Origin of the sequence: Thioalkalivibrio sp. ALJ7 (assembly GCF_000376865.1) — a bacterium.
Classification (GTDB): Bacteria; Pseudomonadota; Gammaproteobacteria; order Ectothiorhodospirales; family Ectothiorhodospiraceae; genus Thioalkalivibrio.
Window position 1 is genome coordinate 195,287 of the sequence record NZ_AQXQ01000010.1, and the last position, 24,287, is coordinate 219,573.

The following is a 24,287-nucleotide window of genomic DNA, read 5'->3' on the forward strand; positions in this document are numbered from 1 at the left end:
TCAGATCGCCGCGATCAGGGCCTTGCGCAGGGTCGCCTGCTCGTCGGGGCTTAGGGATTGCCGGCCGGGGCGGCTGAGCAGAAAGCTGTCCTCGACCTGTTCGCCTGCGGTGGCGATGCGGGCTGTGCGCACGTCGATCTCCTGTGCGGCAAGGATATGCCCGATCGTTGAGAGCAGGCCGGGTCGGTCCAGTGCGCGCAGGCGCATGCGGGTCGCCTGGCCCGACGAAGCGGGCTCGAACTCAATGCGTGTATCCACATCGAAGTGCTTCAGGCGACGCGGTAGCTGGCGCGAAACTGGGGTGTCTGGAATACCTTCGCGGTGGAGCGCCTGCTCCAGGTTCTGGCGGATTTCTTCGCAACGGTATCCGGCGTCGACGGTTTGGCCGCCCCCACTTTCCAGCACCAGAAATGTGTCCAGCGTCCGCCCACCCGCGGTGGTGATGATGCGGGCGTCGACGATGTCGAGGCCCAGCTGGGTCAGAGAACTGGTGATGCGCGCGAAGATCTGCGGATGGTCCTCGGCGTACACGAAGATTTCGGTGCTGCCCCGAGAGGTTCTGGGGCGAACGAGGACGAGGGGAAGTTCCTCGGTGGCCAGAGGTAGCAGGGCCTGCCCGTGCCAGGCGATTTCGTCCGGGGAGTGACGCAGAAAGTACTCGTCGTCCAGTTCATCCCACAAGGCCCGGGCCTGCTCGGGCTGGAACCCCTGATGCTCAAGCAGGGCCAGAGCCTCGGTCCGGGTCTGGCAGATCTGCTCGTCCATGTCCGGAGGCGTATCCAGGCCTCGCTCCAGCACGTTGCGGGTCGCGTGGTAGAGCGTCTGGAGCAGGGAGTCCTTCCAGCTGTTCCATAGCTCTGGATTGGTGCCACGGATGTCGGCAATGGTGAGCAGGTAGAGCAGGTCGAGGCGCTCGCGCACCTGCACCTCGTGCGCGAACTGCAGGACCACGTCGGGATCGGAGATATCCTTGCGCTGAGCGGTCAGGGACATCAGCAGGTGCGAACGCACCAGCCAGGCGACGATCGCCGCGTCTTCGTCGGACAGGTCATGCTGTTGACAGAAGTGCAGTGCGTCGTGAGCACCCAGCTCCGAGTGATCGCCACCACGGCCTTTCGCGATGTCGTGAAACAGGGCGGCGAGGACCAGGCGTTCGGGTCGCTCCAGCTGGGTGTGGATCTCGCTGGCGAGGGGTTGTTCGTGGGCGAATTCGGGCAAGGCCAGGCGGCGGGCATTGCGCACCACGTTCAGGGTGTGCTCGTCGACTGTATAGGCATGAAACAGGTCGTACTGCATGCGGCCGATGATGCGACCGAACGCCGGAAGGTAATTGCCCAGAACCCCGTAACGGTTCATCCGGCGTAGTTGGCTGGTGATGCCGCGTGGCGCGCGCAGGATGTCCATGAACAGCTTGCGGCAGACGGGATTGCGGCGGAAATGACCGTCGATCAAATGGCGGTGGGCTCGAATCAGGCGAATCGTAGAGGCTCGAATGCCCTGGATTTCCGCGTGTTCCTGCAGCAGGCGAAAGACCTCCAGCAGCGCCGGTGGATAGATCATGAAGACCTGGTCATGCGCGGCTTCAAGGTATCCGCCCCGGATTTGAAAGCGCTGATGGATGCGGATCGGTTCCTGAAGCGATTGGGGGTCGTCGAGAATGGCCTCGTTGAAGTGCTGCAACAGGAGCTCGTTCAGGCGCTCCAGGTCGTTGATCGTGCGGAAGTAGCGCTGCATGAACTGCTCGACCGCACGGTTCTGGTTCTGATCCACGAAGCCGAACGTGTTCGCTAGCTGGCGTTGCAGGTCGAATAGCAGGCGATCTTCACGCCGGCCAGCCAGCATGTGCAGGGCAAAACGGACCCGCCACAGGAAATTCTGGCCCTCCATCATCTCGCGGAACTCGCCTTCGCGCAGGAAGCCGAGGGAGACCAGCTCCTCGATCCGTTCGGCCGCGTAGTGGCGTTTGGTGACCCAGCCGATCATCTGAATGTCGCGCAGCCCGCCGGGGCCTTCCTTGACGTTGGGTTCCAGGCGGTAGGCGGTCTCGCCAAACCGGCGGTGCCGCGCCTGCTGTTCCGCCAGCTTGGCGGCGTAGAAGCTGCGCGAATCCCAAACACGATCCGGTCCGATCGCAGTGCGAAAATCATTGAACAGGCCGAGGTGTCCGGAGAGGTAACGCGCCTCGATCAGGTTGGTGGCAACCGTGATGTCGTCGCGAGCTTCGCGCGTGCAGTCCTCAAGGCTGCGCACGCTGTGGCCGACCTCGATACCAATATCCCAAAGAAAGGTCACAAACTCGCTGATGCGGTCCAGCCGGGTACGGTCGTTCTCGCCCTCCATGAGGATCTGGATATCGATATCCGAGGCCGGATGGAGTTCTCCTCGGCCATACCCCCCTACGGCGATCAAGCAGAGTTGATCGTCGTCGGCCAGACCTTTCTGCGCCCAGATCAGCTTGAGCAGTTCGTCGATGCGCCGCGCATGACCATGGATCAGGTCGGTGATGGGCATGCCGTCGCGAAAGCCCTGGTACTGCTGTTCCAGGATGGCGCGGCGGCGATCACGAAACAGCGCGATGTTACCGGGGTTGCGGCTCAGGCGCTGATAGTCGTCACCCCATTCCGAGGTGAAGGCGGGGACGTCGAGTTCGCCGGGTGTGCTGCCCGCTGGATTCATGGGATCTCCGTGGAATGGGCGGGCTTTTGGCGGGAACGCCTGAAATCAGGCGGCGATCTCCTGCGGTGGGGTTTCGTCCTTGCGCAGGGTCAGGATCTCGTAGCCATCGGCGGTTACCAGAATCGTGTGTTCCCACTGGGCGGACGGGCTGTGGTCCTTGGTGACGGCAGTCCAGCCGTCCGCAAGCACCCGAGTGTGGCGCCGGCCCGCATTGACCATGGGTTCGATGGTAAAGCACATGCCTTCCTCGAGTGCCATCCCCGTGCCGGGTTTGCCGTAATGCAGGACTTGCGGGTCTTCGTGGAAGCCGCGCCCGATGCCGTGACCGCAGAACTCCCGCACTACGGAACAGCGCTGGCCTTCGGCATATTGCTGTATGGCATGCCCAATGTCGCCAAGCGTGGCGCCGGGGCGCACCTGTTGAATGCCGAGGTACATGCTGGTGCGGGCCACGTCGATTACGCGCTGGGCCTGGATGCCAGCCTTGCCGATGGCAAACATGCGGCTGGTGTCGCCATGGAAGCCATTCTTGATCACGGTGATGTCGATATTGAGAATGTCGCCATTCTTAAGCTTTCGATCACCCGGGATGCCGTGGCAGACCTGATGATTGACCGAGGTGCAGATGGATTTGGGGAACCCGCGGTAGTTCAGCGGGGCCGGGATCGCATCCTGGGTGTTCACGATGTAGTCGTGGCAGATCCGGTCCAGTTCTCCGGTGGTGACGCCCGCTTGCACGTGGGGCTCGATCATTTCCAGGACTTCGGCGGCCAGACGGCCGGCTACGCGCATGTGTTCGATCTCTTCGGGGGTCTTGATGGAAACGGACATTTGGGCTCCCGCCGCGGCGCCCTGAGGGGCTCGGCGTTTGGTTCGAGTAAGCGTCCTATGCTATAAAGCGCGCGCCTCGCTGGCAATTCGGCGGGGCCGGAAGACCGCTTTTGGGGCGGTTCTTGCGAAACCTTAATCCACACACGTATCGGCACGGTCTGTCGGGTGCCCGCTCGCGAAGAAGATTCGGTTCGGGTTTCAGATCGGGATGCGTGGAGGCTCAACCCGTTACAGGAGAAACCTCATGTCCCTCGTGACTATGCGACAGATGCTGGAGGCCGGTGTGCACTTCGGCCACCAGACGCGTTACTGGCATCCCAAGATGGCCCCGTACATCTTTGGTGAGCGCAACAAGATTCATATCATCAACCTCGAGAAGTCTCTGCCGATGTTCAACGATGCGTTGAACTTCCTCGGCAAGATCGCCGCCGACGGTGGCCACATCCTGTTTGTCGGCACCAAGCGCTCCGCACGCGACGTGGTCGGTGAAGAGGCGCGTCGCTGCGGTATGCCGCACGTGAGCCACCGCTGGCTCGGCGGCATGCTGACCAACTTCAATACGGTCAAGCAGTCGATCAAGCGCCTGAAGGATCTCGAGACGATGGACGCGGACGGCAGCTTCCAGGTCCTGAACAAGCGCGAGGCCCTGAGCCGTCGCCGTGAAAAGGAAAAGCTGGACCGGACCCTGGGCGGCATCAAGGACATGAACCGCATGCCTGACGCCATGTTCGTGATCGATGTCGGCTACGAGAAGATTGCCGTGGCGGAAGCGAAGAAGCGCGGCATCCCGGTGGTGGCCGTGGTCGACTCGAATCACTCCCCGGAAGGCGTGGACTACGTGATCCCCGGCAACGATGACGCGATGCGCGCGATTCAGCTCTATGTGGCTGCCATCGCCGACACCATCATCGAAGCCAAGGGCGCGGTGGCCACGGGTGGCGTGAACGAGGAAGCGTTCGCCGAGCCGGCCGCCGCCGCGGAAGGTTCGGACACCGCCTCGCCCGCGAACCCCGCTTGATAACAGGGGCCGGCTATCCCCTGGGTAGCCGGTCCAAGCACGACTTCAGGAGTATGTAACGATGCAGATTACTGCTGCACAAGTGAAAGAACTGCGCGAGCGCACTGGCGCCGGCATGATGGAATGCAAGAAGGCCCTGACCGAAACCGGTGGTGACCTCGAAGCCGCAGTCGAAGCGATGCGCAAGTCGGGCATGGCCAAGGCGGACAAGAAGGCAGGTCGCGTGGCGGCTGAAGGTCGCATCGAAATTGCCAACGAGGGTTCGCAGGCGGTGATCGTGGAGATCAACTGCGAAACGGATTTCGTGGGGAATGACGATAACTTCCGCGCCTTCACCGGTACCTGCGCCAACGTCGCGCTGAAGACCGCTGCGGACTCGGTCGAAAGCTTGATGTCCGAGACCGTCGACGGCCAGACCCTGGAAGAGCAGCGCACTCAGCTGATCGCCAAGGTCGGCGAGAACGTCCAGGTACGCCGTTTCGAGCGCATGAAGGCCGAAGGCGCGCTGGGCTTCTACCAGCATGGCGTGCGAATTGGCGTTGTGGTCGCCCTGAACGGTGGAGATGAGGCCCTGGCGAAGGATGTCGCGATGCACATCGCTGCGAGCCATCCGGTGTGCGTCGACGAAACCGAAGTGCCGACGGAGTTGCTGGACAAGGAACGCGCGATCTTCAAGGCTCAGGCCGAGGAATCTGGCAAGCCGGAAAACATCATTGAAAAGATGATCGAAGGCCGGATTCGCAAATACCTCGGTGAAATCACTCTGGTCGGTCAGCCCTTCGTGAAAGACCCGGATCAAACCGTTGGTCAGTTGCTGGAAGGCAAGGGTGCCTCCGTTGCCGGTTTCATCCGCTACGAGGTGGGCGAGGGCATCGAGAAGAAGACCGAGAACTTCGCAGAAGAGGTAATGGCGCAGGCGCGCGGCGCCTGAGCCAGCAGGACTCCGGAGCGGCCGCTTGAAGCGGCCGCTTTTGGATGAACGGGCCAGAAAAACTGGCAAGCGAGATCATAACGAGCCCCGAGATAAGGAACCCCATGAGTCAGGACAGCCAGCCGGCGTATCGGCGCATCCTTTTGAAGTTGAGCGGGGAGGCCCTGATGGGCCAGCAATCCTACGGGGTTGACCCGGATGTCCTGGCACAGGTGGCCGAAGAAGTCTCGGAGCTCTCCCGCATGGGCGTGGAGGTCGGCATCGTGATTGGTGGCGGCAACATCTTTCGCGGTGCAGGGTTGGCCCAGGGTGGAATGGACCGGGTGACCGGTGACCACATGGGCATGCTGGCGACCGTGATCAATTCCCTGGCGCTCCAGGACGCGATCGAGCGGGCCGGACGGTTTTCGCGCGTGATGTCCGCGATTCGGATCAACCAAGTTTGCGAGGACTATATCCGTCGGCGGGCGGTGCGCCATCTGGAAAAGGGCCGCATCGTGGTTTTTGCAGCCGGCACGGGGAATCCATTCTTTACTACGGACTCCGCTGCAAGCCTGCGGGCGATCGAGATTAATGCCGATATCATGATCAAGGCGACCAAGGTCGACGGGGTCTATGATGCCGATCCGATGACGCGCAAGGACGCCCGGCGTTACGAGCGGCTGACGTTCGACGAGGCGCTGGAGCAGCGGCTAGGGGTGATGGATACCACGGCGTTGGTGATGTGCCGTGACAATGGCTTGCCGCTTCGTGTAATGAACATGTTTTCAAAGGGCGATCTGCACCGGCTCGTGATGGGCGAACCGGTCGGCACCCTGGTTGAGGGATCCCGTAATGAGTGACGCCACCATCAAGGATGCGCGCGAGCGCATGGACAAAAGCCTGGAAGCGCTGCGTAACGAACTGTCGAAGATCCGGACGGGACGTGCGCACCCCACGCTGCTCGAACATGTGCACGTGGATTACTACGGCATGGAGGTCCCGATCAACCAGGTCGCGAATATCAATGCCGAGGACCCGCGTACGTTGACGGTAGTCCCCTATGAAAAGGACATGGTCGGCAAGGTCGAGAAGGCGATCATGACGTCTGACCTGGGGCTCAATCCGGCGAGCATGGGGACCGTGATCCGGGTACCTCTGCCGGCGTTGACCGAAGAACGCCGGAAGGATCTGGTGAAGGTCGTGAGGGCCGAGGCCGAGCACGCACGAGTGGCCGTGCGCAACATTCGGCGCGATGCCAACAATGCATTCAAACAGCTGGTCAAGGACAAGGAAATGTCCGAGGACGACGAACACAAGGCCCAGGATCAGATTCAAAAGCTGACCGACGATCACATCGCCAAGGTGGACGCGATGCTGGCGGACAAGGAAGCCGAGTTGATGGAAGTCTGACCGGCCCTGGCGATGCCGGTTACCAGCACACCCACCGGGGCGCTTCCCGCGCACGTAGCCATTATCATGGATGGCAACGGTCGTTGGGCCGAGGCGCGCGGTCTGTCGCGGTCCGAAGGGCACCGAGCCGGCCTTGAGGCGACACGCCAGTCCGTTCGATTCTTCGCGGAACAAGGCGTCCGGGCTCTGACGCTCTTCGCCTTTAGCAGCGAGAACTGGGGCCGCCCGCAGGACGAGATCGACGCCCTGTTCGATCTGTTCGTCTCGGCAATCGAGGCCGAACTCCCGGAATTGGTCGAACGTGGTATCGCGTTGACCTTCATTGGCGATCGCGCCAGCTTCCCCACAGCCTTGCAGGCCCGGATGTCCGAAGCGGAGCAGGCCTCTGCGGGCAACGAGCAGATGCGGCTGGTCGTCGCACTGGGCTATGGAGGCCGCTGGGACATCCTGCAAGCGGCCCGACGCTGGGCGGCGGAGGGCGATGAGGGACGCGATTCCGAGGCAGAGTTTGCCAGTTACTTGAGTACGGCCGGTATGCCCGACGTGGATCTTCTAATCCGTACGGGAGGTGAGCGGCGCATCAGCAATTTTCTTCTCTGGCAGGCGGCGTATGCGGAACTGCTGTTCCTTGAGGCGTTTTGGCCCGAGGTGACGTCGACTGAGCTGGAGCAAGGGCTGGCCTGGTACACAAGCCGCCAGCGACGGTTTGGGCGCTTATCGACGGCCTCGACGGGCACTGCGAACAATGAGGCGCCGCATGCTTAAGCAACGCATTCTGACGGCTTCAGTACTGGGCCTTCCGGCTTTGGCGCTGGTGGCCTGGGGGCCGAACTGGGTCGTGCTGTTGCTGGTGTCGCTGATTCTGGGTTTGGCGACGTGGGAGTGGGCTGGATTGGCAGGGCTCCGGGGCGCAAGTGCCAGGGGATTGCTGGTGGCGGGCGTCGTCATACCGGTGTTGGCACTTGGGGCGAGCCCGATCGGGGCATTGCACTATCTGATTCTCGGGCTGGTTCTACTCTGGTGGTTGGTCGTCCTTCTGATACTCCCGTTCTATCGGGAGCGCGAGGTGGACGAAAAGGCGAACCGTGGCCACCTGTTCGCGCTCGCGGCGATCGTGGCATTGGTGCCAGCCGGGATGAGTTTGGTCTGGTTGCATGCGTTGGTACCCCTGCTGGTGGTCTATCTTGTGGTGCTTGTAGGCCTCGCGGATACCGGCGCTTATTTCGCCGGTAAGACCTTCGGGCGCAACCCACTTGCACCGCATATCAGTCCAGGCAAAACGCGCGAGGGCCTGTTCGGTGGACTCGTCACCGTGCTGGCGTTCGCGATTGTGGGGGCGGCGATCTGGGGCCTTGAGCCCATGGATGCGTTGGTGTTCCTGCTGCTTTCCGTGTTGATCGGGCTGGTCTCGGTGGTGGGGGATTTGTTCGAGAGCATCCTCAAGCGTGAAGCCGGAGAGAAGGACAGCGGTTCCTTGCTGCCCGGCCACGGGGGTATTCTGGATCGGTTCGACAGCATGGTCGCAGCCGCACCGGTCTTCCTGGCGGGTCTGCTGTGGCTAGCGCTCATTCCGGCGCCCCCGGCGGCGGCCTGAGCGCTGACAGGTGCCCATGACGACGCAGCTCACCATTCTTGGTTCCACCGGCAGCATTGGGCTCAGTACGCTCGATGTGGTCGCGCGCCAGCCAGATCGCTATTGCATCCATGCCCTGACCGCCCATCGCAACGTGGAGCGTATGCGTGAGCAATGCCTTCGCCATCAGCCTGCGGTAGCGGTCATGGTGGACGTCGAGGCGGGCGAGGCCTTGCGCACAGCACTGGCGGCTGCGGGCTGCAACACCGAGGTTCGTACGGGGGTGGAGGCACTTGCGGAAGTGGCCCGTGAGCCTCGGGTGGACGCCGTCATGGCCGCGATCGTCGGTGCAGCCGGATTGTTGCCGACGTTGGCCGCAGCAGAGGCGGGCAAGCGCGTTCTGCTGGCGAATAAGGAGGCGCTGGTGATGTCCGGGGCCTTGCTGATGGACGCCGTGCGCCGCTCCGGTGCCTGCCTGTTGCCGATCGACTCCGAACATAACGCCATTTTCCAGTGTCTTCCCAATGGCTATGTATGCGCGGAGTCGGTAACGCCCCATGGGGCGCGTCGGATTTGGCTCACGGCTTCGGGAGGGCCGTTCCGTGACCGGCCACTGGACAGTTTTGCGGGCATTACGCCGGACGAGGCCTGTGCTCATCCCAACTGGGATATGGGCCGCAAGATCTCCGTGGATTCGGCGACGATGATGAACAAGGGACTGGAGGTGATCGAGGCCTGCTGGCTGTTTGCCGTGGAGCCCTCAATGATCCAGGTCGTGCTGCATCCGCAGAGCATCGTGCACTCCATGGTGGCCTACGACGATGGCTCGGTGCTTGCGCAGCTTGGTAACCCTGACATGCGTACCCCCATCGCGCATGCGCTGGCTTGGCCGGAGCGCATGGAGTCTGGCGTGCAGCCACTGGATGTGCTGGCGATGGGCAAGCTCGAATTCTATGAGCCCGAGGCGGCTCGGTTCCCCGCGCTGGGTCTGGCCTATAAGGCCCTGGAGCGAGGGGGAACCGCCACCGCTGTTCTGAACGCGGCCAACGAGGTTGCGGTTGAGGCCTTTCTTCAGGAAGGGCTGGCCTTCAGCGAAATCACAACGGTGATCGCCGCCACGCTGGATGCAATCGAGGCGGAGCCGGTGGACTCATTGGAACGGGTCCTGAGCGCGGACCAAAGGGCGCGCGAGGTGGCGTCTGAGTGGGTCGCGAAGACCCGGAACGTAGTCTCATGACGTTCCTGACGAGCGTACTGGCCTTTCTTGTGGCCATCGGCATTCTGGTCACGGTGCACGAGTACGGGCATTACCTGGCTGCTCGGATGATGGGTGTAAAGGTGCTGCGCTTTTCGGTTGGTTTCGGCCGGCCGTTGTTCACGCGTCACTTCGGGCGTGATCGAACGGAATTCGTGATCGCTGCGGTGCCGCTAGGCGGTTACGTCAAGATGCTGGACGAGCGCGAAGGAGCCGTTCCGCCAGCGGATGTGACGCGGGCGTTCAACCAGAAAAGCCTGAGCGCGCGCACTTTTGTCGTGTCGGCGGGCCCTGCCGCGAACTTCCTGCTGGCGATCGTGCTGTATGCAGTGATGTTCATGGTCGGAGTGGGTGGGGTTAAGCCGGTGCTGGGCGAGATTGCGCCGGACACGCCCGCTGCCGCAGCCGGCCTCGAGCGGGGTCAGGAGATCCTGCGCGTGGGTGATCGCGCAGTGGTGGACTGGGAACAGGCGAATCTACGGCTGCTCGATCACGCAGTACGCGGCGAACGAGTGACGCTGTTGCTGCGCGAAGAGGATGGGCGCGAGGTCGAGCGCGACTTGGATCTTGGCGACCGCCAGGGGCTGCTGGGAGAGGGCCAGTTTCTCGAAAGGGTGGGATTGCGTCCTTATCGCCCGATGCTGGAGCCCCGTATCGGCTCGGTAGAGGGGGGAAGCCCTGCCGCAGCTGCGGGGCTCGAGGTGGGGGATCGGGTTCTGGCGGTGGACGGTGAGCCGGTGGGGGACTGGAATCGCTGGGTCGAGGTGGTCCGGGCGCATCCCGAGTCGGACTTACAGGTAACGGTTGAGCGGGATGGTCGCACGCTAGAGCTGCGTATGAGTCCTGAGTCGGTGGACGCGGACGGCACCACAATCGGGCGCATTGGGGCGGGGGTGGACACCGATCAGTCCGCGGCACGCGATATGGCCGTGCTGGTCCGGCAGGGTCCGATTTCGGCTTTCGTTTCAGGAATCGAGCGCACCTGGGATGTAACGACGCTGACCCTGGGGATCCTTTGGCGCATGGTTACCGGCGACGCTTCGGTTAAAAATATCAGCGGACCAGTTACCATAGCCGAATTCGCGGGCGTCTCGGCGGTTATCGGGATCTCGGCGTTTCTGGGTTTTCTCGGGCTGGTCAGTGTCTCGCTCGGGATCATCAACCTGCTTCCCATCCCGATACTGGATGGCGGGCACTTGCTGTATTACGCCGCTGAGGCGGTGAAGGGGAGTCCGGTGTCGGAGCGGACCCAGATGATTGGCCAGCAGGTGGGTTTGCTGGCGATTGCGGGGTTGATGACACTGGCCCTGTACAATGATTTGACACGACTGTTCGGATAGGCGGAGGCGCCTGGAAGCGCACCCTGGGTGCCTTCGGTCAAGCCACCGAGCGGCCTTTTTTTGGCGGAGAGCATGGCGCGAAACAGCTTGAGAGCAATGGTCCTGGTCAGTTTGTTGGGCCTGGCGGGTACGGCCTGGAGCCAGGCCTACGAGATCGAGGACATCGAAATCGAGGGGCTGGAGCGGATTACCGCCGGTACCGCTCTCAGTTACCTGCCGGTTCAGGTGGGCGATACCTTCGACGATAGTCGCAGCCCGGAAGTGATCCGTGAATTGTTCCAGACCGGCTTCTTCGACGACGTCGAGATTGCGCGGCGCGGAGATGTCCTGGTGGTGATGGTCTCCGAACGACCCGCGATCAACGAGATCAACTTCTCCGGTAACCGCGACATCCCCGATGACGGGTTGCGCGAGGCGCTCGACTCGGCAGGCTTGCGCTCGGGCCGGGTATTCAACAGGACGATGCTGGATCGGATCGAAAGCGAACTCCGACAGCAGTATTTCGCTCGGGGTCGCTATAACGTTCAGATCGATGTGGAGATCGTCGACCTGCCGCGTAACCGCGTGGATATCGAGATCGACATTGCCGAAGGGCCGGTGGCGAAGATCCGACAGGTCAACGTAGTGGGTAACGAGACCTTTACTACGCGCGAACTGACACGTCGTTTTGAGTCTGGTGTCCCGCGTTGGTGGGCCTTCTTTAGCCGCCGTGACAACTATTCGCGCGAAAAGCTCTCCGGCGACCTGGAACAGCTACGGTCGCATTATCTTGATCAGGGTTTCCTCGAGTTCGATATCGATTCCACTCAGGTGACATTGACCCCGGATCGCCGGGATCTGTTCATCACCATCAATGTGGACGAAGGCGAGCGTTACACCGTGACGGGTGTAGATCTGGCCGGGGATTTCGTGATTCCCCGAGATGAGCTGGAAAGCCTGATCGAAGTGGACATCGACGCCCCATTCTCCCGCAGCCAAGTTACAGAGTCCGCGGAGCGGATCAGCGAACGCCTGACCCGGGAGGGCTTTGCGTTTGCCAACGTGAACCCCGTGCCGGACGTCGACGAGGACGCCCGAGAGGTCCAGATCACGTTCTTCGTCGATCCGGGACCCCGAGTCTATGTCCGCAATATCCGGATAACCGGTAACCGAAATACCGAAGAACGGGTCTATCGCCGCGAGCTACGGCAGATGGAAAGTGCCTGGTACAACGGCGCGCTGGTGGATCGCTCGCGGGTTCGGATTCAGCGGCTTCCGTTCGTTCAGAGCGTGAATGTAGAAACCGAGCGGGTTGCCGGCACCGATGACGAGGTGGACCTGAACATCACGGTCACCGAACAGCAATCAGGGGCCTTGTCGCTGGGGGCGGGTTTCTCGCAGAACCAGGGACTTTTGCTGACGGCAGGTCTGACCCAAGACAACTTCCTGGGTACCGGTAACCGGTTTTCCGCGGACGTCAGCACGAGCCGTGTGAACCAGATTTTCCGTATGAGTGTCACCAACCCGCACTACACGCCATCCGGCGCCAGCCGCGGCTTCTCCGTGTTTTACCGCAAGATTGACGCGGAGGAAGCCAACATCTCGCGGTACTCCTCCAACCGGTATGGCTTCGACGTCACCTACGGGATCCCGTTGTCGGAGTTCGATCGGCTTCAGGTTCGACCGGGATTCGAGCATATCGATATCCAGACGGTGGAATCGGGCAGTGGACGTATCCGGACACCGGACGAAATCATTGATGAGCTGGACGAGTTCGGGTCTTCCGCGAATCTCTACAAGATCGAGACCAGCTACGTCCACGATACGCGGGACAGCACGACCTTTGCGTCTGAAGGGCGTCGCCACCGCGTCGGATTGGAGGTGGCGCTGCCGGGTAGTGACCGCGAGTTCTACAAACTGACCTATTCGGGCCAGGAGATTTTCCGACTGTCCGATCGCTATTCGTTCAGCATGTCGGCGGGTCTTGCCTATGGCGATGGTTACGGTGGGGACGAGCTGCCGTTCTATGAGCGGCTGTTTGCGGGCGGCATCCGGTCCGTTCGTGGGTACGAAGACAACCGACTGGGTGACCAGCGTCCCTTGCGGGATGGGGACCCTGCGACTCGAGACTCCAATGACGACCCCTACGGAGGTCGATTCCGGACGACCTTGTCCGCCGAATTGTTCTACCCGCTGCCGTTTGCCGCCGACAATGACGCAGTGCGGATGAGTACCTTCGTGGACGCGGGTAACGTGTTCGACGAGGTTTCGGACTTCGATACCAGCGAACTGCGGGCGTCGGCGGGTTTTGCGGTGACCTGGTTCTCGCCGGTCGGGCCGTTGAGCTTCAGCGTGGCCGAGCCGTTCAATAATCAGCCGGGCGACGATTTGCAGCGCTTCCAGTTCCTGCTGGGTGCGAGCTTCTGACCGTGACGAGTGCAAGCGATGCGAGGGCATCGGGAGGGCGCATGAGATCCTGGATGACGGCAGTGGCGGCGGTGGCCTTGGTTGCGACGGGCTGGTTGGCCGTTCCGGCAGTGGCCGGGGCTCAGAACGTGGCCTTCGTCACCATGAATCGGATTCTCGAGGATTCGCCGCAGGCCGAGGAGGCCATGCGCGAGCTGGAAAGGGAGTTTTCGCCGCGAGATTCGGAGTTGGTGGCCGAGCGCGAGGAGTTACAGCGTTTGCGCGACCGCCTGGAGCGTGACGGGGATTTGATGAACCCCTCCGAACGGGCGGATCTGGAGCGTGAGTTTTCCCAGCGCTCGCGGGAATTCAGGCGCGCCCAGGAAAGTTTCAGTGAGGATTTGAACGTCCGACGCAATGAGGAACTGGCAAAGCTTCAGCGGCGGATCAATGATGCCATTGTTGACCTTGCGCGCGAGCGCGACATCGATCTGATCCTGACCGAGCGGAATGTGCTGTACGCCAGTGATCGAATCGACATCACGGACGATATCCTTGCCGCAATGCAGCGCGACTGAAAGCGGGTATTCCGCACGTGAGCTGGCAGAGATGCTTGGCGCCCATCTCGCCGGGGATGAGGGGCGCCGCGTGACGGGCCTTGCGCCCCTGTCGAGCGCCAGACCAGAGGATCTCAGTTTTGTGGTTCATGCCGAGCGCCATGCCGAGGCGCTACAGGCGAGTGCGGCTGGCGTCGTGCTGGTGCCAGCAGGTGCGAATCTGCCCTCGAGGCCGGGCCGTACTCTGCTTGAGATCGAGGATGTCTATCTGGGATATGCCCGGGCGAGCCAGTATCTCGGTGCTGGGCGTCGAGTGTGTGACCCGGGAATTCATCCCAGCGCGACCGTGGATGCGTCAGCCGCGATCGCGCCGGATGCTCACGTCGGCGTGGGTGCAGTGATTAGCGCCGGGGCAGTGGTGGGCGCGGGAGCGGTGATCGGGGCGCATTGCTGCGTGGGCCGGGGCAGCCAGGTGGGTGCCGGCAGCTTTCTGCACCCGCGAGTGACGCTTCTTGATGAGGTGAGCGTCGGAGAACGCTGCATCCTGCACAGTGGTTGCGTGATAGGGGCGGATGGTTTCGGGTTTGCACCAGCGGGGGAATTGGGCTGGGAGAAAATCGAACAGCTCGGTGGTGTCGTAATTGGCGCAGATGTGGAAATTGGTGCGAACACCACTATCGACCGAGGCGCCTTGCACGATACGCGAATTGGCACGGGTGTGAAGATCGACAACCTCGTTCATGTTGCCCATAACGTCGAGATTGGCGACCATACGGCCATTGCTGGCTGCGTCGGAATTGCCGGCAGTGCCCGAATTGGAGCGCATTGCGCAATTGGTGGCGGGGTTGGCATCCTCGGGCATCTTTCCATCGCGGATCACGTGACCCTCCATGCAATGACCCTGGTTACGCGTTCGATCGAACGTCCTGGTGAGTACGCATCCGGTGTGCCACACCAGGAGGCACGATTGTGGAACCGGATGTTGGCGCGTCTACGACGGATGGCGCACTAACTAACCCGGACCCGGCGGGCGTAAGCCGGGTCTGGACCGAACGTCGTACTGGATCTCCGCTCGGCGGCCCGGCTGCGGCATAACAAGTCTCAGAGAAAGGACATCTGCGTGGATGACTTCAACGTCCAGGAGATCATGCGCTACCTGCCGCATCGGTACCCGTTCCTTATGGTGGATCGGGTGCTTGAGTGGGAGGCGGGCACCTATCTGACGGGGATCAAGAACGTCAGTATCAACGAACCCTATTTTCAGGGGCATTTTCCCATCAAGCCGGTGATGCCCGGCGTGCTGATTCTCGAGGCCCTGGCTCAGGCGACAGGCCTGCTCGCCTTCAAGACCGAAGAGGCCCGGAACGAGAATCAGGACAAACAGCAGCTCTACCTGTTCGTCGGGATCGACGAGGCGCGTTTTCGTCGCCCGGTCGTCCCCGGTGACCAACTGCATCTTCGGGTTGACCTGAAACGGACCGTTCGCGGTATCTGGCGGTTCGACGCCATCGCCCGGGTGGGTGAGGATGTTTGTGCGACGGCGCAACTGATGTGCTCTGGCCAGGAAATCAAGCCGTGATCGATCCGCGGGCCGATATTCACCCGAGTGCCGAGATTGATCGTTCGGTCGAGGTCGGTCCATTTTCGGTGATTGGGGCCAACGTTCAGATTGGCGCGGGCACAAAGATTGGCTCGCACGTGGTCATCAAGGGGCCGACCGAGATCGGTCGAGAAAATCGCATCTTCCAGTTCTCGTCGATCGGCGAGGAGCCTCAGGATACGAGCTACCGTGGCGAGCCCACGCGTCTGGTGATTGGCGATCGCAACGTCATTCGAGAGTCGGTGACACTGCACCGCGGTACCGAGAAGGGGCTGGGCGAGACCGTGATCGGCCACGACAACCTGATCATGGCGTATGTGCATATTGCGCACGACTGCACGATCGGCAGTGGCATTATCTTCTCCAACGCGACCTCGCTGGCGGGTCACGTCGAGATTCAGGATAACGCAACGCTTGGCGGCTTTACCCTGGTGCATCAGTTCTGTCGAGTGGGCACCTATGCCTTTACCAGCATGGGGGCCGCGCTCAATCGGGATTTGCCGCCGTATTGCCTGGCGAGCGGCAACTATGCCCGGCTGATTGGGATCAACAAGGTGGGACTCAAGCGCAACGGCTTCTCCAACGAGGCCATTCAGGCGCTGCACCGGGTCTTCATCCAGGGCATGCGCGGCCGCGCCGGACGCGAGAGTCACCTGGATACGATGTTCGACGAGACCGAGGTCCCCGAGGTCCGCAACCTGATCGGATTTGTGCGCGGCAGCCGCCGCGGCATCCTCCGCGGCGGCCGCCCCCACTGACGTAGCACCCCAAGGCGCTCTTTCGTTTCACCACATAGGACTCGGAGAGCACGGAGGGTCAAGATGAAGGGCGATTGACAGGAAGGCAGGAAGGGGCTATCGAGAGAGGGCCCCGGAAGGCTCGGATGCATCTGGGTGATCTTGGTCGTCATTGTGAGCGTAGCGCGACAATCGTTAAGGGAACCGGGGGCGTTCTCGCAGATCGCCGCGTCGCTTCGCGACTCGCGATGACGGATTTTTCGGCGTTGTCGGTCCCCTGGGGGGTATACGCCGGTGATGGCGAATTGGCATTGTGATTGCCGCAAGCGCCCACCTGAAAGAGCCGTTTCCTTAAGGCATATGAACCTGAATGTCTTCGTCTCTTCCATTCTTCCTGTGAATCGCCCTAGCCCTTCTCCGTGTCCTCTGTGGTGCAATCAAGGCAGCGGTGCGGCGAGCTATGGGGTCTTCTGGTGGTCGGGCGTCAGGAGGTGGCCGTGGTGGAGGAGTTCGAGCACCATCTCGGCGACGCGGCGGTCGGCGCCGCCGTCTCCCAGGCGTTCGCGGACTCGCGTGAGCCGTTCGCGCATGGCCTCCAGGGCCTCCGGTTGATCCAAAAGCCGTTCGGCATCGGTGGCCAATCGCTTCGCGCTGGCATCGCTCTGCAGGTATTCCGGTACCAGGCGGTCTCCCCCCACGATGTTCACGAGGGCGATGTTTTTGAGCCGCACCAGGCGCGAGAAGACCGCGTGGCTGAGCGCGCCCATGCGGTAGAACACCAGCATGGGGGCGCGCAGCAAGCCGGCCTCGAGCGTGGCCGTACCGGATGCGATGAGCAGCAGGTCGGCACCGGCCATGAGCGAATGGGTAGCATCGTCGCCGTTCACAGAATGCAGCGGGAGGTCGTGAGATTCGGCCAGGGCCGCGAGTCGCTCGGTAGTCACGCCGGGCGCGAGAGATACCACGAAGGCGACGTCGGGGTGCGAGATCCGCAGGCGGCGGGCCGTCGCGACCAGCAACGGCCAGTGGCGCTTGAGTTCGCCACTGCGGCTGCCCGGTAATAGGCCGACCAGGCGTGTTTGGGGTGCGAGACCAAGCCGTTCCCGAATTGGGGGGTCGGTGGGCTTGACGCGGTCAACAAGTGGGTTGCCGACGTAGCGTACCGGGATATTCTCGGTCTCGTAGAGTTCGGTCTCGAACGGAAACAGGACGGCCATGGCGTCCACGCTGCGCTTGATGCGTTTGATCCGACCCGCGCGCCAGGCCCACAGCTGCGGACTGACATAGAACAGGACGCGAATGCCGAGCCGCTGGGCCTTGGCCGCCAGGCGCAAGTTGAACTCCACGTAGTCCACCAGCACCAGGAGGTCCGGGCGGGTGGCCTCCAGATGAGCGCACATGCGCCGGAACAGCCCGCGCAGACGCGGGTAGTTGACCAGGACGTCGACCAGCCCAACCACGGCGAGCTCCTCGACATCGATGAGGGTTTCGACCCCGGCGGCCCGCATCTGTGTGCCGCCCATGCCGGTGTAACGAAGCCCGGGTTCCAGGTCGGAGAGTTCGTGGACGAGCCCGGCCCCAAGTGCGTCACCGGAGCTCTCCCCCGCGCAGATCACCACATGCTGCGTCATTGCTGGAGGAGGGCCCTCGCGGGCGCAGGGCGACGTGGCCTCATGCGAGGGCGTCGCGGATCTTCGCGCAGATCATGTCGATGGTCGCGTCCTCGAGTTCCGGGAAGACCGGGAGCGACAGACAGCGCTCCGCCACGGATTCCGTTACGGGCAGTGTTTCCGGCCGGTTCGGAAGATCGGCGAAGGCCTTTTGTTGATGCAGGGGCACCGGGTAGTAGATCGCGCATGCCACATCCGCGGTCTTCAGGGCCTCCATGATGGCGTCGCGGTGGTCGGTGAGCAGGGTGTACTGGTGGTACACGTGCGTTCCGATACCGTCTTCGAAGGGGACCTCGACCGGCAGGCCGGCCAGGCCATCGCGATACCGGGCGGCGACGCGGCGGCGTTCCGCGTTGTAGGTGTTGATGTGCGGCAGTTTTACCCGAAGGATCGCGGCCTGCATCTCGTCCAGACGGCTGTTGTAGCCAATCTCGTCGTGATAATAGCGCACGCTGGAGCCGTGATTCCGCAGCCGACGCAGCGTCTCCGCGGAGGACGGGCAGCTTGTGGTCACCAGTCCACCATCGCCAAAGGCGCCCAGGTTCTTGCTGGGGAAGAACGAGAAGCAGCCGAAGGCCGTGCCGGCGCCCGTCTGTACGCCGTCAATGGATGCACCGAAGGACTGGGCGCAGTCCTCGACGATCATCACCTTGCACTGCTCGGCGATGGCCTGCAGGCGTGGCATATCGGCCGGCTGGCCGAACAGGTGCACGGGCAGGATTGCGCGGGTGCGCTCGGTGATCGCCGCTTCGACCTGATCCGGGTCGATATTAAAGGTGCGCGGGTCGATGTCCACGAAGACAGGATCGGCGCCGACGTAGCGGATGGCCTCGGCCGTTGCAATGAAGGTGAACGGCGTAGTGATGACTTCGTCACCGGGGCCAATCCCTGCCGCGGCCAGTGCCAGATGCAGGGCATCGGTGCCGGAGGCGCAGGTGATCGCATGCTCGACGCCGAGGTACTTGGCAAGTTCCTCCTCAAGGGTCTGCACATTGGGACCCAGGATGAAGCGGGCACCGGCCAGCACTTCCTGAAGCGCGGCATCGATTTCGGGGCGCAGGGTCTGGTATTGGCGCTGCAGGTCGACCATCGGGATCACGGCTTGACTCCTTCGATGTGGCTGTGCGGGCCATCGGCCCGGCTCATGATATTGAGGTTGTCGTACACCAGATCGGTGATGCGGCTGGCCGTTTCCAGGGCGCGCTGGCCATCGCGGCCGCTGACCACGACCGGACCCTGACCGCGCACGGCCGCGACAAATGCCTGAATTTCTGCCAGCAGGGCGTCGGCCTCGTCGAAGACGCTTTCGTCCCGGTGGATGGCCGGAGCGCCGGTCTCCGGGTCGGGTTCGCCAATGTGGTTCAGCGAAAGGATACGGTTCTGGAAGTCCACCGAGGCATAGGCATGCGACTGAAAGATGCGCATTCGCCGTTCGGACTTGGTGCTGACGCGGCTGGAGGTCACATTGGCCACACAGCCATTGGCGAACTCAAGGCGGGCATTGGCGATATCGATGTCGCCGGTCAGCACGCGTGCCCCGGAGGCGCGGATCTCGTTCAGCGGGGCGTCGACCAGCGACAGGATGATGTCGATATCGTGGATCATTAGATCGAGCACCACCGAGACGTCTGTCGCCCTTGGTTTGTAGGGCGCCAGGCGATGCGATTCGATGAAGCGGGGATGCAGCGGGCTCTCTGTCAGCCGCCGGAGCGCGGCATTGAATCGCTCCAGGTGCCCCACCTGCAGTACCAGGTTGTGCTGTTCGGCAATGCGATTCAGCGCTTCGGCCTGATCCAGCGTGGCCGTAATCGGTTTCTCGACCAGCACGTGGCAGCGGGCCTCGAGGAAGTCCCGGGCGATGTCGTAATGCAGGGTGGTGGGTGCCGCGATGGATACGGCATCTACCTGCCCAATCAGTGCGCGATGATCCGTCTCTGCCCGGCAGCCATGTTCGGCCGCTATGCGTTCGGCGGTTTCTGGATCGGCATCGACGACCGCGACGAGCTCGGTGTCCGGGAGTGCGGCGTATTTGGCGGCATGCCATTTACCAAGGTGACCGACGCCGATGGCGGCGCAACGAAGCGGAGATTGGGACATGAGTAGGCTCGGATCCGGAAGGGGGTGTGCTAGGATTTTTGGCGCTATTGTAACGGATCCCCGGCGCGGCGCATGGTCACGTTCGGGCGATTGCCCGCAGTTCACCGTCGTGGAGACTCCATGTCCGATACAGAGGCAGCGCAGCGCTATATCGCCGGCGTGGACGAGGTAGGTCGTGGGCCCTTGGCCGGACCGGTCGTGGCGGCAGCGGTCATCCTTCCGGTGGGCTATACCGGCGCCGGTTTGGCGGACTCCAAGAAGCTAAGCCCCAAACGCAGGGAATCCCTGGACCTGCAGATTCGAGCAGACGCTTTGGCATGGTCACTGGGACGCGTTGAGGCGGCCGAGATCGACGCGCTGAATATTCACCGTGCAACCTTGCTGGCCATGCAGCGTGCGGTTGCGGGGCTTTCGGTGGCGCCGAGGCATCTTCTGGTCGATGGACGCTTCACGCCCGAGGGGCCCTGGACGGCGGAGGCGATTGTCGGTGGAGATGGCTCGGTACCCGCGATCAGCGCCGCCTCCATCATTGCCAAGGTGGCGCGTGATCGCTGGCTGAAGGACTTGCATGACGAATACCCCGGCTATGGTTTCGACCGCCATTCCGGGTACCCGACACCGGCGCATCGGGAGGCTCTGGAGCGCCTGGGACCCTGCCCGCAGCATCGTCAAAGCTTCGCACCGGTGGCGCGGGCATTGCGGATGTGCGACCGGGAGTTCGGTGCATGAGCGCGGTGGAACACGGCTTCGTCCACCTTCGGGTGCACTCGGAGTATTCCCTGATCGATGGGCTGGTGCGGCTGAAACCGCTGGTCCATGCGGTGGCGGAGGCGGGCATGCCGGCGGTCGCGGTGACCGACCACTGCAACCTGTTCGGACTGGTGAAGTTTTATCGGGCGGCGATCGGGCAGGGGGTGCAGCCGATTATTGGCGCCGATGTGCTGATCCGCGACGCCCGTGCGGACGGCAGCCTGGCACGCATGACCCTGCTGGCGCAGGACGACCCGGGCTATCGCAACCTCACCCGCCTGATCTCGCGCGCCTGGCAGGAAGGCCAGGAGAAGGGTATCCCGCGCGTGGATTGCGCCTGGCTGGACACGGCGGCGGACGGCCTGATCGCGCTATCGGGTGGCATCGATGGTTTGTTCGTGAATGGCTCGGGGGCCTCCCGCGCGCTGCTGGCGGAGGATCTGGAACCCTGGATGCAGCGCTTCCCCGGCCGCTTCTACCTGGAACTGGTCCGCAGTGATCGGCCGGGGGAGGAGGCCTGGATCGAACAGGCTCTGGCGGCGGCCGAGGTCTTTGATCTTCCTGTGGTAGCCACCAACGACGTGCGTTTCCTGCGCCGTGAGGACTTCGAGGCCCATGAGGCGCGTGTCTGTATCCATGACGGGGTCACGCTGGACGATCCCCGCCGCCCGCGCCGGTACTCGGAGGCGCAGTACCTGCGCACCCCCGCCGAGATGGCCGAGTTGTTCGCGGACATTCCCGAGGCGTTGGCCAACAGCGTCGCAATCGCGCGGCGCTGCAGTGTCAGCCTGACCCTGGGCGAATCCGTGTTGCCGGATTTCCCGGTGCCCGAGGGCTCCACGGTCGAAGACCACCTGCGGGAGACCTCCGCACAGGGTCTGAATGCGCGGCTGGAGCGTTTCTGTTTCGCCCCAACAGAAGAGTACGAAGCACGCCTGAAGCGCGAGCTGGACGTGATCTGCCAGATGGGCTTTCCCGGCTACTTCCTGATCGTGGCGGACTTTATCCAGTGGGCCAAGGACAACGCGATTCCGGTAGGGCCGGGCCGCGGTTCGGGAGCAGGCTCGCTCGTCGCATATGCACTCGGTATTACCGACCTCGATCCATTGCGTTACGAGCTTCTTTTCGAGCGGTTTCTTAATCCGGAACGTGTCTCCATGCCCGACTTCGATGTCGATTTCTGCATGGAAAAGCGCGATGACGTCATCGACTATGTGGCGGAGCGCTACGGGCGTGACAAGGTCTCGCAGATCATCACCCACGGCACCATGGCGGCCAAGGCGGTGGTACGCGATGTCGGGCGCGTGCTGGGGCATGGCTATGGATTTGTGGACCGAATTGCCAAGCTGATTCCGTTCGAGCTCGGCATGACGCTGCAGAGGGCGTTGACCGAGAGCGAGGACCTGAAGGTCCAGTACGATCAGGACGATGAAGTCCGCGCGATCATCGACCTGGCGCAGAAATTGGAAGGCCTGACTCGAAACGCGGGCAAGCACGCGGGTGGGGTGGTCATTGCGCCGTCGGCGCTGACCGACTTCTCGCCGCTGTACTGCGAAGACGATGGAGGCTCGCTGGTCACGCACTTCGACAAGGACGATGTTGAGGCGGTCGGCCTGGTCAAGTTCGACTTCCTCGGCCTGCGCACGCTCACCATCATCGACTGGGCGGTCGAGAACGTCCGCAAGATGGATGCCGAGGAGCGGGTAGACCTGGACGCGATCCCGCTGGATGACCCGGACACCTTCCGCCTGCTGAAGGATTACCAGACCACCGCGGTGTTCCAGCTGGAATCCGGCGGGATGAAGGATCTGATCAAGCGTCTGCAGCCCGACAGCTTCGAGGAGATCATCGCGCTGGTGGCGCTCTACCGGCCGGGGCCGCTGCAGTCGGGCATGGTGGACGACTTCATCGACCGCAAGCACGGTCGTGCCCAGGTCGAGTACCCGCATCCGGATCTGGAACCGATCCTGAAGCCGACCTACGGCGTCATCCTGTACCAGGAGCAGGTGATGCAGATTGCCCAGGTGCTGGGCAACTACACCCTGGGCGGCGCGGACCTGCTGCGGCGTGCGATGGGCAAGAAAAAGCCCGAGGAGATGGCCAAGCAGCGCGAGATCTTCCTCGAGGGTGCGCTCGGGCGCGGGGTCGACGAAGGGGTCGCGACCTATATCTTCGATCTGATGGAGAAGTTCGCGGGCTACGGCTTCAACAAGTCGCACTCGGCGGCGTATGCCCTGGTCGCCTACCAGACAGCCTGGCTCAAGGCGCATTATCCGGCGCCGTTCATGGCGGCGGTGCTGTCCGCCGATATGGACAACACCGACAAGGTGGTGGGGTTGATCGAGGAATGTCGCAACATGGGGCTGGAAGTCCTGCCGCCGGACGTGAACCAGTCCGATTACCGATTTACCTGTCGCGACGCGCAGACCGTCGTCTACGGCCTGGGGGCGATCAAGGGGGTCGGCGAGTCGGCGATCGACACCCTGCTGAAGGCGCGGGCCGAAGGCGGCGCATTCCACGGCTTGGTTGATCTGTGCCAGCGGGTGGAGCTTGGCAAGCTGAACAAGCGTGTGCTCGAGACCCTGGTACGCGCCGGTGCCCTGGATGAAATCGGAGCCAATCGGGCTACGCTCCTCAACGATATCCCGATGGCCGTGGCCGCGGCCGAACAAACCGAGCGCAATGCCAGCCTGGGTGTGGTCGACCTGTTCGGGGACCCCGCCGCTGCAGTGATCCCGGAGAGCGAGACGCTCCCGGAAATGGAAGATGACGATCGTCTGCGCGGTGAGAAGGACACGCTGGGGTTGTACCTGACCGGGCACCCGGTGGAGCGCTATCGGGCGGAACTTCTGCGGCTGACGGGTACGACGCTCCAGGCGTTGGAGTCGAAGCTCGAGGAGCGCCCGGACGAATCGCCGAAGCAGAAGTGGCGAGGCAAACAGGAGACGGTGCGGATTGCGGGTCTGATCGTGGGTGTCCGAGTGCGGAACACGCAGAGTGGACGCATGGGTATTGTGACTCTGGATGATCGCAGCGGACGGGCGGAGGTGGTCCTGTTCAATGATGATTTCACTGCCTACAAGGATCGTCTGGAGCCCGACTCCCTTTTGGTCGCGGAAGGTACGGTGACACTGGATGATTACGCCGGTGGGGTCCGGATGCGTGCGCGGGTGGTGTACAACCTCGACGAGGCGCGCGCCCAGTGGGCACGGGCGCTGCACCTGTGTTTGGAGGGGGTCGTGCCGGAGCAAGTGGCGCATCTGCGTGGACTGATGGAGGCGCACCGCGAGGGCCCTTGTCGGGTGCACCTGTGCTATCGCCGCGATGGCCTGGAGGCGGATCTGAACCTGCCCGAGAACTGGACCATTCGGCCCGATGAACGGCTTCTCCGTGGCATTCAGCAATCCCTTGGGCCCGACTGTCTGGCACAGGTGCTCTACGGGCGGTGACGCGGGAAAGGCTCGTTCGGTTGGCC

At 62.8% G+C, this 24,287-nt stretch carries 20 protein-coding genes; 15 read left to right on the forward strand and 5 right to left on the reverse strand.

Features of this window, described 5'->3' with window-relative positions; genetic code table 11:
- Entirely contained in the window at window positions 1-2,676 is a 2,676-nt protein-coding gene (glnD, locus tag D002_RS0106075) for a [protein-PII] uridylyltransferase (RefSeq protein ID WP_018141022.1), read from the reverse strand.
- A gap of 45 nt (window positions 2,677-2,721) precedes the next feature.
- A complete protein-coding gene (gene map / locus D002_RS0106080) occupies window positions 2,722-3,507 on the reverse strand; it encodes a type I methionyl aminopeptidase (protein ID WP_018141023.1) in 786 nt (261 codons plus the stop codon).
- A gap of 244 nt (window positions 3,508-3,751) precedes the next feature.
- Between map and rpsB the strand changes: the two genes are divergently transcribed.
- The 13 genes from rpsB to lpxA all read left to right on the forward strand — a co-directional run bounded on the left by rpsB (window position 3,752) and on the right by lpxA (window position 16,316).
- Complete coding sequence (rpsB, locus tag D002_RS0106085) at window positions 3,752-4,525, forward strand: 30S ribosomal protein S2 (RefSeq protein ID WP_018141024.1); 774 nt, start codon at window positions 3,752-3,754, stop codon at window positions 4,523-4,525.
- A gap of 61 nt (window positions 4,526-4,586) precedes the next feature.
- Window positions 4,587-5,456: a translation elongation factor Ts gene (gene tsf / locus D002_RS0106090; protein ID WP_018141025.1), complete on the forward strand. Its 870-nt coding sequence runs from the start codon at window positions 4,587-4,589 to the stop codon at window positions 5,454-5,456.
- Between the two features lie 104 nt (window positions 5,457-5,560).
- A complete protein-coding gene (gene pyrH, locus D002_RS0106095; RefSeq protein ID WP_018141026.1) occupies window positions 5,561-6,298 on the forward strand; it encodes a UMP kinase in 738 nt (245 codons plus the stop codon).
- Window positions 6,291-6,848 carry a ribosome recycling factor gene (gene frr / locus D002_RS0106100; RefSeq protein ID WP_018141027.1) on the forward strand — a complete coding sequence of 186 codons (558 nt, stop codon included), beginning with the start codon at window positions 6,291-6,293 and terminating at the stop codon, window positions 6,846-6,848. Before pyrH ends, frr begins: the two co-directional genes overlap by 8 nt.
- A gap of 12 nt (window positions 6,849-6,860) precedes the next feature.
- A complete protein-coding gene (gene uppS / locus D002_RS0106105; protein ID WP_018141028.1) occupies window positions 6,861-7,613 on the forward strand; it encodes a polyprenyl diphosphate synthase in 753 nt (250 codons plus the stop codon).
- The gene (locus D002_RS0106110) at window positions 7,606-8,442 is read left to right on the forward strand and encodes a phosphatidate cytidylyltransferase (protein WP_018141029.1); all 837 of its coding nucleotides are present in this window, start codon (window positions 7,606-7,608) and stop codon (window positions 8,440-8,442) included. Before uppS ends, D002_RS0106110 begins: the two co-directional genes overlap by 8 nt.
- Before the next feature lie 16 nt (window positions 8,443-8,458).
- Entirely contained in the window at window positions 8,459-9,658 is a 1,200-nt protein-coding gene (gene ispC / locus D002_RS0106115) for a 1-deoxy-D-xylulose-5-phosphate reductoisomerase (RefSeq protein WP_018141030.1), read from the forward strand.
- A complete protein-coding gene (gene rseP / locus D002_RS0106120) occupies window positions 9,655-11,016 on the forward strand; it encodes an RIP metalloprotease RseP (protein WP_018141031.1) in 1,362 nt (453 codons plus the stop codon). Before ispC ends, rseP begins: the two co-directional genes overlap by 4 nt.
- Before the next feature lie 72 nt (window positions 11,017-11,088).
- On the forward strand, window positions 11,089-13,422 hold the full coding sequence (gene bamA / locus D002_RS0106125; protein ID WP_369772006.1) for an outer membrane protein assembly factor BamA: 2,334 nt from the start codon (window positions 11,089-11,091) through the stop codon (window positions 13,420-13,422).
- Between the two features lie 53 nt (window positions 13,423-13,475).
- Window positions 13,476-13,979, forward strand: a complete 504-nt coding sequence (locus D002_RS0106130; protein WP_018141033.1) for an OmpH family outer membrane protein — start codon at window positions 13,476-13,478, stop codon at window positions 13,977-13,979.
- Window positions 13,957-14,970: a UDP-3-O-(3-hydroxymyristoyl)glucosamine N-acyltransferase gene (gene lpxD, locus D002_RS13430; protein WP_081610827.1), complete on the forward strand. Its 1,014-nt coding sequence runs from the start codon at window positions 13,957-13,959 to the stop codon at window positions 14,968-14,970. The genes D002_RS0106130 and lpxD overlap by 23 nt, the downstream gene beginning before the upstream one ends.
- Window positions 14,971-15,078: 108 nt before the next feature.
- Entirely contained in the window at window positions 15,079-15,537 is a 459-nt protein-coding gene (gene fabZ, locus D002_RS0106140; protein WP_018141035.1) for a 3-hydroxyacyl-ACP dehydratase FabZ, read from the forward strand.
- Window positions 15,534-16,316, forward strand: coding sequence for an acyl-ACP--UDP-N-acetylglucosamine O-acyltransferase (gene lpxA, locus D002_RS0106145; protein WP_018141036.1), 783 nt, complete (start codon window positions 15,534-15,536; stop codon window positions 16,314-16,316). Before fabZ ends, lpxA begins: the two co-directional genes overlap by 4 nt.
- Window positions 16,317-16,753: 437 nt before the next feature.
- Here the strand turns inward: lpxA and lpxB are convergent, their stop codons facing one another.
- The 3 genes from lpxB to D002_RS0106160 are packed head-to-tail and all read right to left on the reverse strand — an operon-like array spanning window position 16,754 to window position 20,062.
- Complete coding sequence (gene lpxB, locus D002_RS0106150) at window positions 16,754-17,926, reverse strand: lipid-A-disaccharide synthase (RefSeq protein ID WP_018141037.1); 1,173 nt, start codon at window positions 17,924-17,926, stop codon at window positions 16,754-16,756.
- Window positions 17,927-17,966: 40 nt separating this feature from the next.
- Window positions 17,967-19,064 carry a DegT/DnrJ/EryC1/StrS aminotransferase family protein gene (locus D002_RS0106155; protein ID WP_018141038.1) on the reverse strand — a complete coding sequence of 366 codons (1,098 nt, stop codon included), beginning with the start codon at window positions 19,062-19,064 and terminating at the stop codon, window positions 17,967-17,969.
- Window positions 19,061-20,062: a Gfo/Idh/MocA family protein gene (locus D002_RS0106160; protein WP_018141039.1), complete on the reverse strand. Its 1,002-nt coding sequence runs from the start codon at window positions 20,060-20,062 to the stop codon at window positions 19,061-19,063. Before D002_RS0106160 ends, D002_RS0106155 begins: the two co-directional genes overlap by 4 nt.
- A gap of 120 nt (window positions 20,063-20,182) precedes the next feature.
- On the opposite strand from D002_RS0106160, the gene rnhB reads away from it, so the two are divergent.
- The gene (gene rnhB, locus D002_RS0106165) at window positions 20,183-20,791 is read left to right on the forward strand and encodes a ribonuclease HII (protein ID WP_018141040.1); all 609 of its coding nucleotides are present in this window, start codon (window positions 20,183-20,185) and stop codon (window positions 20,789-20,791) included.
- The gene (gene dnaE / locus D002_RS0106170; protein WP_018141041.1) at window positions 20,788-24,261 is read left to right on the forward strand and encodes a DNA polymerase III subunit alpha; all 3,474 of its coding nucleotides are present in this window, start codon (window positions 20,788-20,790) and stop codon (window positions 24,259-24,261) included. Before rnhB ends, dnaE begins: the two co-directional genes overlap by 4 nt.
- Window positions 24,262-24,287: the final 26 nt, after the last annotated feature.

Excerpts from the sequence above, each read along its gene's own strand:
- rnhB (WP_018141040.1), top strand. The coding sequence starts at position 20,183 with ATGTCCGATACAGAGGCAGCGCAGCGCTATATCGCCGGCGTGGACGAG.
- map (WP_018141023.1), bottom strand. The coding sequence starts at position 3,507 with ATGTCCGTTTCCATCAAGACCCCCGAAGAGATCGAACACATGCGCGTA.
- lpxB (WP_018141037.1), bottom strand. The coding sequence starts at position 17,926 with ATGACGCAGCATGTGGTGATCTGCGCGGGGGAGAGCTCCGGTGACGCA.
- D002_RS0106110 (WP_018141029.1), top strand. The coding sequence starts at position 7,606 with ATGCTTAAGCAACGCATTCTGACGGCTTCAGTACTGGGCCTTCCGGCT.
- glnD (WP_018141022.1), bottom strand. The coding sequence starts at position 2,676 with ATGAATCCAGCGGGCAGCACACCCGGCGAACTCGACGTCCCCGCCTTC.
- D002_RS0106160 (WP_018141039.1), bottom strand. The coding sequence starts at position 20,062 with ATGTCCCAATCTCCGCTTCGTTGCGCCGCCATCGGCGTCGGTCACCTT.
- ispC (WP_018141030.1), top strand. The coding sequence starts at position 8,459 with ATGACGACGCAGCTCACCATTCTTGGTTCCACCGGCAGCATTGGGCTC.
- uppS (WP_018141028.1), top strand. The coding sequence starts at position 6,861 with ATGCCGGTTACCAGCACACCCACCGGGGCGCTTCCCGCGCACGTAGCC.
- rseP (WP_018141031.1), top strand. The coding sequence starts at position 9,655 with ATGACGTTCCTGACGAGCGTACTGGCCTTTCTTGTGGCCATCGGCATT.
- bamA (WP_369772006.1), top strand. The coding sequence starts at position 11,089 with ATGGCGCGAAACAGCTTGAGAGCAATGGTCCTGGTCAGTTTGTTGGGC.
- frr (WP_018141027.1), top strand. The coding sequence starts at position 6,291 with ATGAGTGACGCCACCATCAAGGATGCGCGCGAGCGCATGGACAAAAGC.
- rpsB (WP_018141024.1), top strand. The coding sequence starts at position 3,752 with ATGTCCCTCGTGACTATGCGACAGATGCTGGAGGCCGGTGTGCACTTC.
- tsf (WP_018141025.1), top strand. The coding sequence starts at position 4,587 with ATGCAGATTACTGCTGCACAAGTGAAAGAACTGCGCGAGCGCACTGGC.
- pyrH (WP_018141026.1), top strand. The coding sequence starts at position 5,561 with ATGAGTCAGGACAGCCAGCCGGCGTATCGGCGCATCCTTTTGAAGTTG.
- D002_RS0106130 (WP_018141033.1), top strand. The coding sequence starts at position 13,476 with ATGACGGCAGTGGCGGCGGTGGCCTTGGTTGCGACGGGCTGGTTGGCC.
- dnaE (WP_018141041.1), top strand. The coding sequence starts at position 20,788 with ATGAGCGCGGTGGAACACGGCTTCGTCCACCTTCGGGTGCACTCGGAG.